We start from the raw sequence: 16,030 nt of genomic DNA on the forward strand, positions 1-16,030 counted from the left end.
CTTGAACGCCGGCGGCACTGACCCCATAACCCTCTCAAGTTTTCAAAACGTTGGATCACATGGAACCCGCACTCCCCGCGGCAGACGCCGCTTTCTGGATCACGTCGGCAGCCATCCTTGGCCTTCTGGTGCTGTCCGCCTTTTTCAGTGGCTCTGAAACCGCGCTGACCGCCGCGTCGCGCGGCAAATTGCGTTCGATGTCCGACAAGGGCTCCAAAGGGGCGGACCGCGCGCTTCTGATCACCGAAGACAATGAACGTCTGATCGGGTCGGTCCTCCTCGGCAATAACCTCGTCAATATCCTCGCCACATCGCTTGCGACGGCCCTGTTCACGCGACTTTTCGGCGAATCCGGTGTGGCTTTGGCCACGCTGGTGATGACCGTGCTGGTTCTGGTCTTTGCCGAAGTGCTGCCCAAGACCTATGCCATCACCAATCCCGAAACGGCCGCCAGCCGCGTGTCCCCGGTGATCCAATTGGTGATCACTGTGTTTTCGCCCATTGTCAGCGCGGTTCGGGTACTTGTGCGCGGTGTGCTCAGCATATTCGGCGTCAAAACCGACCCGGACAGCCATATCCTTGCCGTGCGCGAAGAAATCGCGGGTGCCCTGCAACTGGGCCATTCCGAAGGCGTGGTCGAAAAGGAAGACCGCGACCGTATTCTGGGTGCGCTCGACCTGAGCGAACGCACCGTGGAAGAGATCATGCTCCACCGGTCGGGAATCGAGATGATCGACGCCGACAATGATCCTCAGGACATCTTGCGTCAGTGTCTGGAATCGAACCACACGCGCTTGCCGGTCTTCCGCGGCGATCCTGAAAACATCATTGGCGTCGTTCACGCCAAGGACCTGTTCCGCGCGATGTACCTGTTCATGCAGGAAAGCGACAAACCCGCAGAGGCGATGAGCAGCTTCAAATTCGCCGATGTTGCGATGAAGCCGTACTTCATCCCAGAAAGCACATCGCTTGACGATCAGATGCGCCAGTTCCTGCGCCGCCGGACCCATTTTGCGCTTGTGGTAGACGAATACGGAGCCCTTCAGGGCCTGATCACCCTCGAAGACATCCTTGAAGAAATCGTGGGGGAAATCACGGACGAATTCGACCCTGACGGCGACCATCCGGTCAAGGCTGATGACGATGGCAATTACTGGATCGACGGGGCCATGACGATCCGGGATGTGAACCGACAGCTGGACTGGACGCTACCCGACGACGAGGCCAATACGGTGGCCGGTCTGGTGATCCACGAAGCCCAGATGATTCCGACGATCGGCCAATGTTTTAGCTTCCACGGATTCCGTTTCGAAGTGGTCGCCCGCGAGAACAACCGCATCACAGCTCTCAAGATTCGACCATTGGCGATGGAGTAAACAGAGCGCGCCACAACGCGTCCGCGCGTTTTGACATTTGCGTTGACGGAAACGGTTAGCGGTCGTCCATTCGTGCGCCATTGGCGCAAGCCCGATGGATCGCACCCCCATACAGCCAAGGCATTCGACACGCTTAAAAGCTCAGGCGCGAAGCCGCGTTCCCTCCGGATCAAATGGAGGTTGATCGAGGATGATTGCGCGATGTGGACGGCCCAGAACCATCACCTCCACTGTATCGCCCGCAGTGGCGTTCTTGACGTAGGCGATCGCAAGTGAGTGGCCCACATGGTAGCCATAGGCGCCTGAACTTACGCGACCGATGCCCAGCCCATCTTTGAAAATCGGCTCTCCTCCTGTTGCGTCCGCGTTGGACTCATCAGTGTCCTCGGCGTTCAAAGCCAGAAGCACCATCTGTTCCCGCGCGGGTTTGGTCATGTTCGCTAGCGCCGCATCCCGGTTCAGGTAGGACTTGTCGGATCGGCACAACCGGTCCAGCCCGCATTCCTGTGGCCAGTATTCAGGGCTATATTCGCGGCCCCATGACCCATACCCTTTTTCCATTCGAAGGCTCATCAGCGCCCGGCTCCCAACAGGGATCGCGCCCACCTTTTGTCCCGCCTCCAGAAGCGCGGCATAAAGCGTGACCTGATCTTCAGAGCGGCAGTGCAGTTCCCACCCCAGATCGCCGGTAAAGGACACCCGCAGAGCCATGACCTCGACTCCGGCGATCTCGATCCGCTTTGACCGCATGAAGGGCCAGTTCTCGGTATCAAGCGACGTGTTGGTCAGGCGCTGAAGAAGGGCGCGAGACTTGGGCCCCGCCACGTTGAACCCGCACCATGTGGTGGTCAGGCTTTCGAATGTGGTTCCAGCAGGCAGCGGCACCGCGTCATAGAAGCGTTTTTGATAGCGTTCGGCCATGCCAGAGCTGACAATCCAGAACTCGTCTTCAGCCAACCTTGTAACCGTCGCATCCCCCGCGATCCCCCCGCGCTTGCCGATCAACGGGGTGAGGCACGACCAGCCAACCTCTCGTGGCATGTGGTTGGCGAAGACTGAATTCAGCCAGTCATCGGCCCCCGGCCCCGTGACGCGGTATTTCGCGAAGTTGGAGATGTCGATGATCCCGGCAGCGTCGCGCAGGGTGCGCGCCTCATGGCCCACCACGTCCCACCACGGCTGACGCGTGAAGCCCGCGCTATCGGGCACGTCCTTTGAATAGTAAAGCGGATGTTCCCAGCCGTAATTCAATCCAAAGACCGCACCCATATCGCGCTGCATCTCATAGACGGAGCGCGTGCGCACCGGGCGTCCGGCCTCGCGTTCTTCGCCGGGGAAATGGATTTTGAAGCGGTGGGCATACTGGTCCCCCACCCGCGCCCTGGTGAATTTGGCATCCGCCCAATCGCCAAACCGCGCCACGTCCCAGGCGAACATGTCGTACTGCATCTCGCCTTCTATGATCCATTGCGCCACCATCAGGCCCATGCCCCCAGATTGCGAAAAGCCGGGGATGATGCCGTTGCAGCAAAAATAGCCCTGTTTCTCGGGCACCGGGCCCAGCAGCACATTGCTGTCCGGCGACCAGATCATCGGGCCGTTGATCACCCGTTTGATCCCGGCGCTGCCCACAACAGGCACCCGGTCGATGGCGCGCATCATGTTGTCTTCGATCCGTTCCAGATCATCGGCAAACAGTTCGTGCCCGAAGCCCTGCGGCGTGCCGTCTTCGGCCCAGAAGCGCACGTCCTTTTCGTAGGCCCCGACCAGCAAGCCCTTGCCCTCTTGCCGCAGGTAGTATTCGCCATCCCGGTCAGCGACAGAAGGCAAACGTCGGTCCATCGCTTCGATCTCGGCAATCGCCTCTGTAACGAAATACTGGTGTTCGGTCGGCAGCAGCGGCAGCGTGATCCCCGCAAGTGCAGCCACCTCGCGGCCCCAGAGACCAGCGGCGTTGATGACCCACTCCGTACGGATATCGCCCTTGGGCGTACGGACGATCCATGTGCCGTCGGATTGCTGGTCGGTTGCAGTGACTGGAGTAAAGCGATGGATCTCGGCGCCTTTCTGGCGCGCCCCTGCAGCATAGGCAGCCGTCACACCCGACGGGTCCACATTGCCGCCGTCAGGTTCGTACATGATGCAGCGGATGCCATCGAAATTGACCAGCGGGTGTAACGCCTCAGCCTCGGTACGGCTCACCTCGTGGAAGTTCATGCCGTAGAGTTTCGCCTTGGCCGCTTGCAGGCGCAGTTGGTGTTCGCGCGCTTCGGTCTGGGCAAGGTAAAGCGACCCCGGCTGGAACACGCCGCAGCTTTGACCGGTCTCGGCCTCGAGCTGGTTGTAGAGGTTCATCGTGTAATGCTGGATCCGGCTGATGTTCGTGCTGTCATGCAGCCCGTGGATATTCGCCGCCGCGTGCCATGTAGAGCCGCTGGTCAGCTCGTCGCGTTCCAGCAGGACAACATCGGTCCAGCCCAATTTTACCAGATGGTATAAAATCGAACAGCCAATGACTCCGCCTCCGATGACAACGGCTTGGGCATGGGTGCGCATGGCGGCTTCCTTTCGACAGACTTCCCGGAAACTAACCACGACGCGCCCCCGATCAGATAGTCCCAAGACGACATCACGTGTCGGTTCCGCACAAACCCGGCGTCTGACGGTTTTTCTATGCAGCCCACTTTTTGTTGTTAGGCTGACGCCATAGCGAACGCACGGGAGCCGCATGATGGCACATATGAAACACCGCCTGCATCACAGCACTGATCGGATGACGATGCACATCTGCACAATCCCGTCTGCCACGGTCACCCAAGCCTTGGCTGCGGCTGGTGCGGATGCGGTGATCATCGACATGGAACATGGGGCCATCGGCTATACCGAAGCTCATGCCATGATCGCCGCGACTGCAGGCACCCATTGTGCGCCTTTGGTGCGCATTGCCGAAGCCGACGCGCGGTTGGTCAAGCGCGTACTGGACCTTGGCGCGGAAGGCATCGTCTTTCCGCTGATCCGCACAGCCGAGGACGCGCGGCGCGCGGTGGCCTCCATGCGCTATCCGCCCAACGGCAATCGCGGGTTTGGTCCGTTCATCGCCCATTCGCGCTGGGGCACGGCACTGACCGAATACCCGGCCAAGATGGAGGACAACCTGACCTGTTGCCTGTTGGTCGAAACCGCCGACGCGGTGGCCAATATCGACGAGATTTGCGCAGTCGAAGGGATCGACCTGCTTGTGCCCGCGATGTTCGATCTGTCCACCGATCTGGGTCTCATGGGCCAGTTCGATCATCCCGATCTCTTGGCCGCAATGGGCAAGGTCGAAGCGGCTGCCAAGGCCGCCAATATCCCTCTGGGGAACGCCGCACTGAACGAAACGCAAGCGCGGTCGTTGTTTGATCGCGGCTACCGCGTGATTGCGGGTTTCGATGTTTTGTGGCTGCGCGAGAAAACGATGCAAGCCCAAGCATGGTGTGCCGAATGACTTAGAAAGACCCGAAAGAACGACAGGATATGTCGCTTTCGGGCTGGACCTATACCCCGCGCACTTCATTCTCGGCGAAAAGCGGATCAAGAGGATTGAGTCGATGAAAACGCAGGCGCGTGTGGTGGTGATCGGCGGCGGGGTCGTTGGGGTTTCAGTGCTCTATCACCTGACCAAGCTGGGCTGGTCGGACGTGATGCTGGTCGAACGGTCCGAACTGACCTCTGGCTCCACATGGCATGCGGCGGGCGGGTTTCACACGCTGAACGGCGACACCAACATGGCCGCACTTCAGGGCTACACGATCCGGCTATACAAGGAACTCGAAGAGATCACCGGCATGTCCTGCGGGTTGCACCATGTGGGCGGCATCACGCTGGCCGACAACCGCGACCGGTTCGACATGCTGCTCGCCGAGCGAGCCAAGCATCGTTACATGGGGCTGGATACACAGATCGTCGGGCCAGACGAGATCGCGAAAATCGCGCCGATCACCAATCTGGATGGTATCCTTGGCGCTTTGTACGACCCGCTGGATGGGCACCTTGATCCGTCGGGTACAACCCACGCCTATGCCAAAGCGGCGCGGATGGGGGGTGCCACGATCGAAACCCATGTGATGGTGCAGGAAACCACGCAGCGCCCGGATGGGACGTGGAATGTCGTGACCGACAAGGGAACAATCCATGCCGAACATGTGGTCAACGCGGGTGGTCTATGGGCACGCGAAGTGGGTGCGATGGCGGGCGTCTACCTGCCGCTGCACCCGATGGAGCATCAGTATATCGTCACGGATGAGATCGCGGAGATTTACGAGCGTGATAGCGAGCATCCGCATGTGATGGACCCGGCGGGCGAATCCTATCTGCGGCAGGAAGGGCGCGGGCTCTGCATTGGGTTCTACGAACAGCCCTGCCGCCCTTGGGCTGTCGGTGGCACGCCGTGGACATTCGGGCATGAACTGCTACCTGATGACTTCGACAAGATCGAGGACAGCATTGCCTTTGCCTACAAACGCTTTCCGGTGCTGGAAACTGCAGGTGTGAAATCCGTGATCCACGGGCCTTTCACCTTTGCCCCCGACGGCAACCCGCTGGTCGGCCCGGTGCCGGGCTTGCGCAACTACTGGTCAGCTTGCGGTGTGATGGCCGGGTTCAGCCAAGGCGGCGGCGTTGGTTTGATGCTGGCGCAATGGATGATCGAAGGCGAATGCGAACGCGATGTGTCGGCGATGGACGTGGCCCGTTTTGGGAATTGGATCAGCCCGGGCTACACCCTGCCCAAGGTGATCGAGAACTATCAAAAGCGCTTTTCCGTCAGCTACCCGAACGAGGAACTGCCCGCCGCACGGCCCAACCGCACTACGATGATGTATGACATCTTTGACGACATGGGCGCAGTGTGGGGCGCGCAATTCGGGCTGGAGGTGGTCAATTACTTCGCGGAAGGTGACGAGGCGCGGTACGAGACGCCAAGCTTCCGCCGGTCCAACGCGTGGGAGGCGACCGCACGCGAGGTGAAGGCCGTCCGCGAAGCCGTTGGAATCAATGAGGTTCAGAACTTCGGCAAGTACGAAGTGACAGGGGCAAACGCTCGCGACTGGCTCGACCGCGTGATGGCGGGTCGTGTGCCGAAACCGGGGCGGTTGTCGCTGACGCCGATGCTGTCGCACAAGGGGCGTTTGATCGGGGATTTCACGATTTCCTGCCTGTCGGACACCCATTTCCAACTGACCGCGAGCTATGGCTCGCAAGCCTATCACATGCGCTGGTTCGAACAGAACGCCTCTGACGGTGTGACCGTTCGCAACGTGTCGGACGCGCTGACAGGGTTCCAGATCGCGGGGCCGAATGCCCGCAAGGTTCTGGATGCGGTCACTCGCGATGCGACCGATCTGAAGTTCATGGATGTACGCACCATGACCATTGGCATGACGCCCTGCCTTGTGCAGCGGGTCAGCTATACCGGCGGCTTGGGGTATGAGATTTACTGCGAGCCAGTGGCGCAGCGCCAGTTGTGGCACACGCTTTGGACGGCTGGGCAAGAGCACGGCATGCGCCCGTTTGGAATGCGGGCGATGATGTCGCTGCGATTGGACAAGTTCTTTGGGTCATGGCTCTCGGAGTTTTCGCCCGACTACACGCCAGCCGAAACCGGCATGGACCGCTTTATCGCGTGGTCGAAGAACTCTGATTTCATCGGGCGCGCGGCGGCTGAGGCAGAACGCGCCACCCCGCCCGACCGGGTACTTTGCGCGTTCGAGGTGGCCGTGAACGACGCCGATGTGAACGCCTATGAGCCGATCTGGATCGACGGCACGGTCCAAGGGTTCTGCACCTCTGGCGGCTATTCGCACCATGCGGGCACATCCATCGCACTGGGCCTGATCCCGCGTGCCCATGCGGCCGAAGGGCAAATGGCGCAGATCGAAATCCTTGGCGAGATGTGTGACGCGACGCTTATCACCACACCGCTCTACGACGCTGACGGGGAACAGATGCGCGGTTAGACTGAGGGCATGACCCAGATAACATTCGTGATTCCCGCCGCCGGAGCCAGCCGCCGGATGGGCGATCGAGACAAGCTGCTTGAACCTGTGGACGGGGTGGCCCTTTTGCGCGGAGTGGCCGCGCGCGCTTTGGCAGTCAGCGGCGATGTGATCGTCACCCTGCCCTCTGCGACCCACCCTCGTGCTGAGGTGTTGGAAGGCTTGGCAGTACGGCAGATCCCGGTGCCCGATGCAGCCGACGGAATGTCCGCCTCATTGCGTCATGCCACGGCAGCGGTGCCAGACAATGCCGAGGGGGTTTTGATCCTGCCCGCAGACATGCCCGACCTGACGGAAGATGACCTGCGCCAAGTGATGCAGGCCTTCGAGGACGCCAGTGGCGAATTTCTCGTACAGGCCACCGGGGCAGATGGCACGCCCGGCCACCCGGTGATTTTCCCAACCGACCTGATGTCCGAGTTCGAATCGCTGACCGGCGACGCAGGCGCGCGGACGATTCTAAAGGCCAACCGGCACCGTTTGATTCGAGTCGCCCTGCCCGGCGAACATGCCCTGACTGATCTGGATACACCCGACGCGTGGATCCTCTGGCGGGCAAACAACCCAGATCGGTAAATGTGGATAAGTTTGCGGATAAAAAAAATGGGACGGCTCTCCCCTGCCGTCCCATTCTGTCCAATCGCTGCCACTTTCGGGCGCAATCGGCTGTATAACTGCCGCGACTTTCGTCGGTAGCGGAGACACTACTCAAGAAAGACTTCAAAGCAAGACAAAAATGCCAGAATTGTGAACACGAGCCACCTTGAACGCAGGAAAGTAGAGATCAAGGAACCCGCCACTCTCCGGTCCAGTCGTCATTCGCCATAAAAACAGCACGTCTGTGCGGGTCGATCAACTGCATGAGCTCAATCGATTCGATTCGGCAGGTCAGTACCGTGAACCAGTCGAGGCTTGCCAGTTTGGTATAGGCATGTGCGTTTGGAATCGGTGTGCCCGGGGGCGGAGATGCACCGTACGCCATGCGCGATCCGTCCGGCACGTTCTGCCAGCGGTCGGCGACATCCCCGCCGTGCAAGATCGTGACGCGTGTGGACAACCGAATTTGCAGCTTGGCCTTGTCATCCCAGACCATCAACTGCGCGCGCGAATTAGACCGCAGGGATGTGACCTTGTCCGACCCGCCATCGGTGTGGACCTCAACCGTGCCATCGTGCCGGTTGGCTCCTCGGAGGACGACCGTACGCGCTTCTGGTGCGCCATCGGAAGACACGGTGGCAAAGACCGGGTGCCGCGCAGCAGCGCGCCGGTCTGCCACCCCGCGCGTCAGCCGCTGCCAGCCGAGGTCCAGAAAGGCAACAAGGTCGTGTGGGTCACTCATAGCCTGTCATCTCCAGATAGCCGCGCCCAGTGTGTGATCCTTCGACCGTCACCGGCCCTTCCCAATACGGGATCGACAGCGCCATCCAGGCGTTGGGGTTGAGTGCGGTTACGGTCACGTCGATGCCTTTGTCGGGCAATTGCACCGCCCACCGGGTCGGCACGTCGCGTCCCGAAACCTTGGACCAATCAAGCGGTTGGGCTGCGAAGGCGCCATCTGCATAGGATGTGGTGGTCCCATCCGCTGCAATCCACGTGGCCGAGGAAAACGATGCGCCATCGTCCTCGCGCAGCAAAAAGCCCATCAGTTTGTCGCCCGTCGCGAAGGACAGTGAAAACCAATCCCAGCCGGATTGGCTATCTGCCAGGGGCTGGGACGACCATTCCCGGTCAAGCCACGCCGCACCGGTGACGGGCACATCGCCTTGCGGAAGAGTCAGCGTGCCCGAAACCTCGTAGAACGGTTGCGAGTAATAGTAGCTTGCCTGTCCCTGTGCGGACTTCACGGAAAATCCCGTGTCACCATGAAAGATCAGCGGGCCATTGGCCGTAAGCCCCAAGTCATAGGCAAACGCGTCGCCACGCGCGGTGAGGGTCAGGTCGTCAAAGGACGCCCCCGCCATGCGCCAATCGTCGATCCAGGCCTCAAAAGGTTGCACCGTGACCCCGGCCTGACCAATCCCGCCCCGCGCGATGCGTTCGGCAACGAGGTGCGTATCGGGCGTGGTCACAGCGGCATGGGCGAACCAGACCTGCGGATCGGACCAGCCTTCGCGGGTTTCGGGGGCAAGCGCAGACCGAAAGAGCGTCCATTGCACACCGTACGCCGTACCGTCCGGCCCCGTCAGGTTGGCGGTCAGGTACCACCACTCGATCCGGTAGTCGGGATGCGCGCCGTGGTCCTGCGGGAAATCGAATACCGGGTTTGGCGTCGGCACCGCAAAGCCCTCGGCATCGGTGCCGAGCCCTGCAAAGCCCTGTGCCATCGCCTGAACGGGCAGCCATAGGATCAAAAGAAATGCCCTAACGATCATTGGCGAACACCTTGAGCAAGTCAGACGGCGGCGTTCTGGCCAGGCGGATCGCAGGCCAGAGGGCGGCCAGCGCAGCGGCGAGCAGCGCAAAGAGCGTGAGCACGGCGTAATGGCCAGGGAACAGGTAGAGAGGCAGCTTCCAGCCAAACGCCTCGACATTCACGTAAGACAATAGCACCCAAGCCAGCATCAGACCGAGCGGGATTGCCAGAACAGTTGTCACCATCGCCAACACCACCGCGCGCAGCAACTCCAACTGTCCCAGCCTGCGCCGCGTCAGCCCAAGTGCCCATGCCGGGGCCAGTTGCGGCACACGAATTGACGCTAGGGTCAGCAGGCTCATCAAAATGGCAAAGGCGGCCACGGCCAGCGTCAGCACGTTCAACGCCCCCGTGACGGTGAAGGTGCGTTCAAACACGCCCAAAGAGAACGCCTTGATCCGCGACTGGTCCGTGATCGCGCTTTCGGGAATGCCGTGTTCCTCGGTCAGCACATTGCGTAAAGTGGTTGGATCATTTGACCGCACCCCGAAAGAAAGCGGCTGCATCTCTGGGTAGAGATTGCGAAACAGCGGCTCTGAGATCAACGCCTGCCCCAATGGATTGCCGTAATCGGCCACGATGGCCGCGATGGGCAGACTCAGACCCGGCGCAACGGTCACCAGATCATCTGTCCAAATCCCGGCGCGTCGGGCCAGCTGTTCGCTCACCACCACCGCGTTGCCGGTTTCGACCCGATCCCAGACATCCTCAGCCTCGTCGAGGAACAACCAGTTCTCGCGATAGGTGGGGCCGACGCGCACGCCGAATAAGTCAGTGGGCACCGCGGCGATTTCAGTCTCGACCGACAGAAGCGGCAAGACTTCCTGCGCCTCAGACAAAAGGATCGCTTCCAGATAAGGGCTTTGCGCCGGATCTTCGATCCGGATGAACAGCTCAGGCGCCAGCCGCTGGTCAAGGAAATCAACAAAGGTAACACGAAAGCTCGACACCATGGTCGAGACACCGACATTCGCAGCCGTCGCCAGCAACAACGCCATCAATGCAAGGCTCATCCCGGGCACCTGTTGGCGGGTGTCGGCCCAGAACCACTGCCACATTGCAGAGCGCGCCTGACCGTCAGCCAGCATAACCGCACTGCGCAAGAGAAGTGGCAGGATCAGCGCCGCGCCGATCAACAGGCAGGCCAGAAGGGCAAAGGCCAGCGTCAACCCCTGCCCCCAGATCGCGATGCCAGTCCCGATCACCAACAGCGCCAAAGCCACAGCGCCCAGCCGACGCGCGGTCTCACCCGAGGCCACGGCCCAAGCGCGGGGACGCGCGCTTGCCAGTAGCGGCATCTGCGCGATATTCCACAGCGCACCCGAAGCGGCGAACCCAGTGCCCAGAACCGCGATCGCCATACCCGAAAGCCACCATTCAGGGCGCAATTGCAGCGTGCCGGCGACAGATGCACCATAGAGCCCTTGCAAGGTCGCTGCGACGTTGGGCAAAAGCACTGCCGCGATGACATAACCCAAGGCTACGCCGATCCCGCCTGCCAGCACGGCAAACACAACCAGTTCCGAGATCATCAATCCGATCAACGTGGTCAGAGGTACTCCCAACGCACGCAAGGTGCGCACCATGCTGCGCCGCTGTTCGAAAGCAAGGCTGATCGTGCCGTGCACGATAAAGATGCCAACGGCGAAGCTCAGCAAGCCAAAGGCGGTCAGATTGAGGTGAAAGCTGTCGGTAAGCCGATCCGCACCCGCGTCCTGCGCAGGCTGGAGCGCCAAATCCGGTGCTACTGCGGCGATGTCTGGCAGGCCCATCGGTTGCATGGGCGCGATGATGAGGCGACTGAGTTGGTTGTGGGCATCAAGCAGGGTTTGCGCCACGCCAATATCCGTCAGCGCCACACCCGGCGCAACGGATGGGTCGGTGATAACCCGCTGCGAAACCACACCGCTCAAAGCCTCTGCCACGTCGGGCGCTGCAAACAGCACACCGCGGGTCAGGAAATCGTCGAGGTTGGAGTCTTCCTGCATCCCCACCGGGGCAATCGTGCCCGGCGCGGTTAGCGGATCGACGCCCACCACCCGCACGCGGCCTTCTTCGGTGCGCACATGACCTTCAAGCACAGGTGACACCTGCCAGCCAGCACGGCGCAGGGCGATATAGGTGGCTTGGTCGATCTTCTCTCCACTGCGGGGCAGAAGCTGGTCGAACTGACCTTCGCCCAAGGTGGCGGCGGCGGCATCGTAGCTGGCGCGTGCCTCGGCGTTGATGGCCTGAACCCCGGACCAAAGCGCCGTGGCCAGCGCCAGTCCTGCAATCATTGCAAAAAACTGCAACCTGTTGCAGCGCCAATGAGACAACAACGCGGTCAAAGCTGTCGCGATCACACCACGTGTCCCTGACTAAGATTCACATGCCGCTCCATCCTGCGGGCGACGCTGCTCGAATGGGTCACCATCAAAAGTGCAGCACCGGTCTCGCGCACAAGGCGCAGCATTTGGCCCAAGACTTCCGATGCCGTGGCCTCGTCAAGATTGCCGGTCGGCTCATCCGCCAAGACCAACTTGGGACGCGCGGTGAGCGTCCGGGCAATGGCCACGCGCTGCTGCTGACCACCGGACAACGCTTCGGGGTACTTGGCCAGATGTTCGGTCAGGCCCAACGCCTTGGACAAACGCGCAGCGTGGTCGGCATCAAACGCCCCGGCCAGACGCGCCTGAAAGGCGATATTTGCCTCAACGGTCAGTGACGGGATCAGGTTGAACTGTTGGAAAATCACGCCGACATCGCTGCGCCGCAAAGCCGCGCGATCGGTGTCGCTCATCGTCGTGATCTCGCGGCCCGCAACCGTGATCGAACCGCTGTCAACGCGATCCAGCCCTCCGATGAGATGCAGAAGCGTGCTTTTTCCAGAACCGGACTCGCCAGTCAGGGCCAAAGTCTCGCCGCGCTCCAGCGACAAAGACACGCCGCGCAGCACAGGGACATCGCCCTCCGCTCCGGGAAAGGATTTTGTCACGTCATGAACAGTCAACACCATGCGCCTGAGCTATCACGCGGACGGGAAAGGAAAAGCCCAGAGACACAAAAAGCACCGCCGCACTTTGCCGCGTGTGATCCGGGTGCTACCTCGGTAGCCATGAGTGCGTTCATCCTATCCCCAGATACAGTCTGGAACCCCAAGGCGCTTGCGACCGGATCTGTCCCGCGCAAGGTGCTGCATCGTATTGCGTTCTTGCCCAAAGGCGGCGGGCTTGGCCTGAACCTAAGGGTCATCATGGAGAACGAACCGCTCCGCTATTTCATCGCGTTGTCGCCTTTCGTGATCGCCATGTTCATCTGGCGCGATCTGGCTTTGCCGATTTCGCAGGCTCCGGTGGCGATGATCATCGTGATCGGGTTTTTCGAGATGAAGGTGCTGCGGGTCTCGGCCGAGAAGCGCAAGACACTGATGGACGAAGACCAAGCAGCGCGGGTGCAGGATACGCTGAGCTACCGCGCGCGACGCGTGTTGACCAAGCTGGCGGCGCTGCGGGGACAGACCAGCGGCGAGGTGATGCTCGTGGTCGAGCAATCCGAATTGGCCCATGTGACACCCTTGACCCTAGTGTCTTTGCAGACCCGCGATGGCAAGCCACGCATCCTGTCGTTAACGCCAGAGGAGCGGGATCTGATCGCTGCAGAGCTGTTTGACGAAGAATTCACGGAACGCCTTTTGCACACCGCCAATCTGCGCGAGGACGTGTATCTGCGATCGGTCAGTTTTGACGCACGGGGCGTGTCGGGTCATGCCCGATTGGCGGCGCTGCTGGACAGCCCTGCACCGCAGGAGGCCCCGGCATGAGCGTGAACGCCCAGACCTTGTCCGCGGGTGATGCACTGGAAGTCCTGCGCGCGGCATGGGAGGCGCAAGACAGCGGGGCGTTGACCACGTCATGGATGCTGCATGGCAAACCCGGCGTCGGCAAAACGCAGCTGGTCCAGACACTTGCGACCCATATCGGAGCGGAACTTTACGACATTCGCCTGACCACGATCGAACCCCAAGACCTGCGGGGGTTGCCCTATTACGATCACGAAACTCGCAAAACCCTGTGGTATCGGCCCGAGGATTTGCCCGATCAACCGGACCGGCCTGCCGTGCTGTTTCTTGATGAATTGACTGCTGCATCGCCCTATTTGCAACCAACCGTCTACGGTCTTTTGCAGGAACGCCGGGTCGGGAGACATACCCTGCCCGACAGCGTGTTCATCGTAGCGGCGGGCAATACGGTCGAGGATGGTGCCTTGGCCTATGAGATGGGCACCGCTCTGTCTGACCGTCTGGTGCATTTGCATGTCACGGCAAATGCCAAGGACTGGCTGGAACGCTATGCGGTGGACCAGTCGCTGCACCCGGCTGTTACGGCGTTCCTGAGGTCGCGCCCGGATCTTCTGGACACCACAGAAGACAGCCTGCGGCGTAGCGAGATGATCGCCTGCACTCCCCGGTCATGGGAACGGGTGAGCCAGATCATGCAGGCAGTTCCCGACCGCCGTATCCGCGATACGATGGTCGCAGGGACCATTGGCGTTGCCCCGGCTGCCGAATTCGCCCGCGTGGCGGATGAGTTGGACGCGATGGTGACAGTGCAGGACATGCTTGCCGCCCCCCGCGCGCAACGGGTGGATCTGTACCCCGACACATTAAACGGGTTGGTCGGGTTGATCTATGGGCTGGTGGCACAGACCGAGGCTGACACGATTGCGGGCGTGATCGACGTTATGGCGGATATCCGAACGCTGAAATCAGACCGGGTTCAGGCGCTTCCCTTGGGCGAGTTGTCCAGCTTTGGCTTCGAACTATTGATCCGCAAGGCACTGGCGCAAGGGTTGCAAGAAGCGTTCCGAGGCTCCGAGGCCTATGCTGACTATGCCCAGGCGCGAGCCGAGACCGGGGCGCTTTAATCCGGTGTCGGGTCAGCACAGCCGACGCGCACGAATGGCCTTGATCCAAATGGGCGAGGTTGATCCAGCGATTGCCGCGCTGGCGCTGTGGTGCACCCATCGCGACCATGAAGGTCAGACGGAAACCAATGGAGACACAATCTATTATGGCCCGTCCTTCACGCAACTCTCGCCACCGGAACAGATCGGCCTGACTGCGCATCATGTATTGCACGTTGCACTGCGCCATTCGGCGCGACAAGCTGAGATGGCGTCGCGGCTGGGGCGTGGGTTCAAACCAAGGCTCTACACGCTCGCGGCGGACGCGATGGTCAATGAGGCACTGCTGGCCGGTGGACACGCGCTGCCAAGGCCCGCGGTTCGGGCGAAAGAGTTGATCGACCTGCTGCCCGGACTTGAAACGGTTGCGCCCAACATTCTTGCCGATTGGGACACGGACCGTCTGTATCACGCGCTGGCGGCCCCGTTGGAGGGGGACCCGTCACACGTGAACCCCGCCGTCGAAGACTATATGATCAAAAGAAAATTCGCGGCGGACCTGACCAGTAAAGGAGCCTTTGAGACACAAAGCGATGTCTGGGCAACGCGCGTCGAACAGGCATTGGAATTGGGCCAGTCTGCTGGGATCGGCATCGGCCCGGCGCTGATCCGGTTCGGCGATCTGCCAGCCTCGCAAATTCCTTGGGAGCGGCATTTGCGGCGTTTGCTGCTCAAAGCCGTGAGCGACGTTCCGCGCCTGTCACATAAACGACCCGCCGCACGTTGGGTGGCTCAAGAGGCCTTGGCACGCCCCACAGGTGCGCCGTCCCCGGCCTTTCAGCCGGGCCTTGCCCGAGACATGCGCCGCCCCCGGATTATTCTGGCGCTGGATACGTCAAGTTCGGTCACGGACACGCAGCTTGATCTTTTTGCAGCCGAGGTTCTTGGCATTCAGCGACGCAATGACGCCGAAATGCATCTTTGGGGCTTTGACACGACGCTTCATAGCCAGACTCGGTTGGCGAATGCAGACGCGCTCAATCGTCTCGATATCCGACGTGGTGGCGGCACGGATTTCGCACCAGTGTTCGAGGCCAGTCAAAACCTTGATCCCTCGCTGCTCATCGTGCTGACCGATCTTGATGCGCCCCTGCCTGCCGCGCCCTGGTATCCGGTGATCTGGGCAGTTCCCACCCCCGTCACCCGGGCTCCGACCTTTGGCACGCTGCTTGTTATGGCGCGGTAGGACGGAATTGCGCCAAATCCTTTGCCGGATGCCGCGCTGGGGCGTAGCATGGTCAAAAGGGGCGTAACCGATGGAG

12 protein-coding genes are annotated in these 16,030 nt (G+C 61.0%); 7 read left to right on the forward strand and 5 right to left on the reverse strand.

The genetic code is table 11. The features are described from left to right. Positions 1-59: 59 nt before the first annotated feature. Positions 60-1,376 (forward strand): HlyC/CorC family transporter, encoded by a 1,317-nt coding sequence (locus MCRY_RS14235; protein WP_085631027.1) that lies wholly within the window; start codon positions 60-62, stop codon positions 1,374-1,376. Between the two features lie 141 nt (positions 1,377-1,517). Here MCRY_RS14235 and MCRY_RS14240 read toward each other — a convergent pair whose 3' ends face one another. Beyond that, positions 1,518-3,932: a GcvT family protein gene (locus MCRY_RS14240; protein WP_085631029.1), complete on the reverse strand. Its 2,415-nt coding sequence runs from the start codon at positions 3,930-3,932 to the stop codon at positions 1,518-1,520. A gap of 175 nt (positions 3,933-4,107) precedes the next feature. Here MCRY_RS14240 and MCRY_RS14245 point away from each other — a divergent pair, with 175 nt between their 5' ends. From MCRY_RS14245 to MCRY_RS14255, 3 genes are all read left to right on the forward strand, one after another. Continuing rightward, positions 4,108-4,863, forward strand: coding sequence for an HpcH/HpaI aldolase family protein (locus tag MCRY_RS14245; protein WP_171046103.1), 756 nt, complete (start codon positions 4,108-4,110; stop codon positions 4,861-4,863). A gap of 103 nt (positions 4,864-4,966) precedes the next feature. After that, on the forward strand, positions 4,967-7,372 hold the full coding sequence (locus MCRY_RS14250) for a GcvT family protein (protein WP_085631033.1): 2,406 nt from the start codon (positions 4,967-4,969) through the stop codon (positions 7,370-7,372). A 9-nt stretch (positions 7,373-7,381) separates the two neighbouring features. After that, positions 7,382-7,987, forward strand: coding sequence for a nucleotidyltransferase family protein (locus MCRY_RS14255; protein ID WP_085631035.1), 606 nt, complete (start codon positions 7,382-7,384; stop codon positions 7,985-7,987). A 208-nt stretch (positions 7,988-8,195) separates the two neighbouring features. On the opposite strand, the gene MCRY_RS14260 is transcribed toward MCRY_RS14255, so the two are convergent. The 4 genes from MCRY_RS14260 to MCRY_RS14275 are packed head-to-tail and all read right to left on the reverse strand — an operon-like array spanning position 8,196 to position 12,822. Continuing rightward, on the reverse strand, positions 8,196-8,750 hold the full coding sequence (locus MCRY_RS14260) for a pyridoxamine 5'-phosphate oxidase family protein (RefSeq protein ID WP_085631037.1): 555 nt from the start codon (positions 8,748-8,750) through the stop codon (positions 8,196-8,198). Then, positions 8,743-9,783: a lipocalin-like domain-containing protein gene (locus MCRY_RS14265; protein ID WP_085631038.1), complete on the reverse strand. Its 1,041-nt coding sequence runs from the start codon at positions 9,781-9,783 to the stop codon at positions 8,743-8,745. Before MCRY_RS14265 ends, MCRY_RS14260 begins: the two co-directional genes overlap by 8 nt. Further along, entirely contained in the window at positions 9,773-12,169 is a 2,397-nt protein-coding gene (locus MCRY_RS14270) for an ABC transporter permease (RefSeq protein ID WP_409644945.1), read from the reverse strand. The genes MCRY_RS14265 and MCRY_RS14270 overlap by 11 nt, the downstream gene beginning before the upstream one ends. Beyond that, positions 12,166-12,822 (reverse strand): ABC transporter ATP-binding protein, encoded by a 657-nt coding sequence (locus MCRY_RS14275; RefSeq protein ID WP_085631040.1) that lies wholly within the window; start codon positions 12,820-12,822, stop codon positions 12,166-12,168. Before MCRY_RS14275 ends, MCRY_RS14270 begins: the two co-directional genes overlap by 4 nt. A 99-nt stretch (positions 12,823-12,921) precedes the next feature. Here MCRY_RS14275 and MCRY_RS14280 point away from each other — a divergent pair, with 99 nt between their 5' ends. The 3 genes from MCRY_RS14280 to MCRY_RS14290 are packed head-to-tail and all read left to right on the forward strand — an operon-like array spanning position 12,922 to position 15,954. After that, complete coding sequence (locus MCRY_RS14280; RefSeq protein ID WP_085631042.1) at positions 12,922-13,626, forward strand: hypothetical protein; 705 nt, start codon at positions 12,922-12,924, stop codon at positions 13,624-13,626. Beyond that, entirely contained in the window at positions 13,623-14,729 is a 1,107-nt protein-coding gene (locus tag MCRY_RS14285; protein WP_085631044.1) for an AAA family ATPase, read from the forward strand. Before MCRY_RS14280 ends, MCRY_RS14285 begins: the two co-directional genes overlap by 4 nt. Continuing rightward, positions 14,695-15,954, forward strand: a complete 1,260-nt coding sequence (locus MCRY_RS14290; protein ID WP_275296635.1) for a vWA domain-containing protein — start codon at positions 14,695-14,697, stop codon at positions 15,952-15,954. Before MCRY_RS14285 ends, MCRY_RS14290 begins: the two co-directional genes overlap by 35 nt. Positions 15,955-16,030: the final 76 nt, after the last annotated feature.

Source organism: Marivita cryptomonadis, from assembly GCF_002115725.1.
GTDB lineage: Bacteria > Pseudomonadota > Alphaproteobacteria > Rhodobacterales > Rhodobacteraceae > Marivita > Marivita cryptomonadis.

Bases quoted from the DNA above. Each gene is read 5' to 3' on its own strand.
- MCRY_RS14245 (WP_171046103.1), top strand. From the start codon at position 4,108: ATGGCACATATGAAACACCGCCTGCATCACAGCACTGATCGGATGACG.
- MCRY_RS14280 (WP_085631042.1), top strand. From the start codon at position 12,922: ATGAGTGCGTTCATCCTATCCCCAGATACAGTCTGGAACCCCAAGGCG.
- MCRY_RS14290 (WP_275296635.1), top strand. From the start codon at position 14,695: ATGCCCAGGCGCGAGCCGAGACCGGGGCGCTTTAATCCGGTGTCGGGT.
- MCRY_RS14240 (WP_085631029.1), bottom strand. From the start codon at position 3,932: ATGCGCACCCATGCCCAAGCCGTTGTCATCGGAGGCGGAGTCATTGGC.
- MCRY_RS14250 (WP_085631033.1), top strand. From the start codon at position 4,967: ATGAAAACGCAGGCGCGTGTGGTGGTGATCGGCGGCGGGGTCGTTGGG.
- MCRY_RS14275 (WP_085631040.1), bottom strand. From the start codon at position 12,822: ATGGTGTTGACTGTTCATGACGTGACAAAATCCTTTCCCGGAGCGGAG.
- MCRY_RS14265 (WP_085631038.1), bottom strand. From the start codon at position 9,783: ATGATCGTTAGGGCATTTCTTTTGATCCTATGGCTGCCCGTTCAGGCG.
- MCRY_RS14235 (WP_085631027.1), top strand. From the start codon at position 60: ATGGAACCCGCACTCCCCGCGGCAGACGCCGCTTTCTGGATCACGTCG.
- MCRY_RS14260 (WP_085631037.1), bottom strand. From the start codon at position 8,750: ATGAGTGACCCACACGACCTTGTTGCCTTTCTGGACCTCGGCTGGCAG.
- MCRY_RS14255 (WP_085631035.1), top strand. From the start codon at position 7,382: ATGACCCAGATAACATTCGTGATTCCCGCCGCCGGAGCCAGCCGCCGG.
- MCRY_RS14285 (WP_085631044.1), top strand. From the start codon at position 13,623: ATGAGCGTGAACGCCCAGACCTTGTCCGCGGGTGATGCACTGGAAGTC.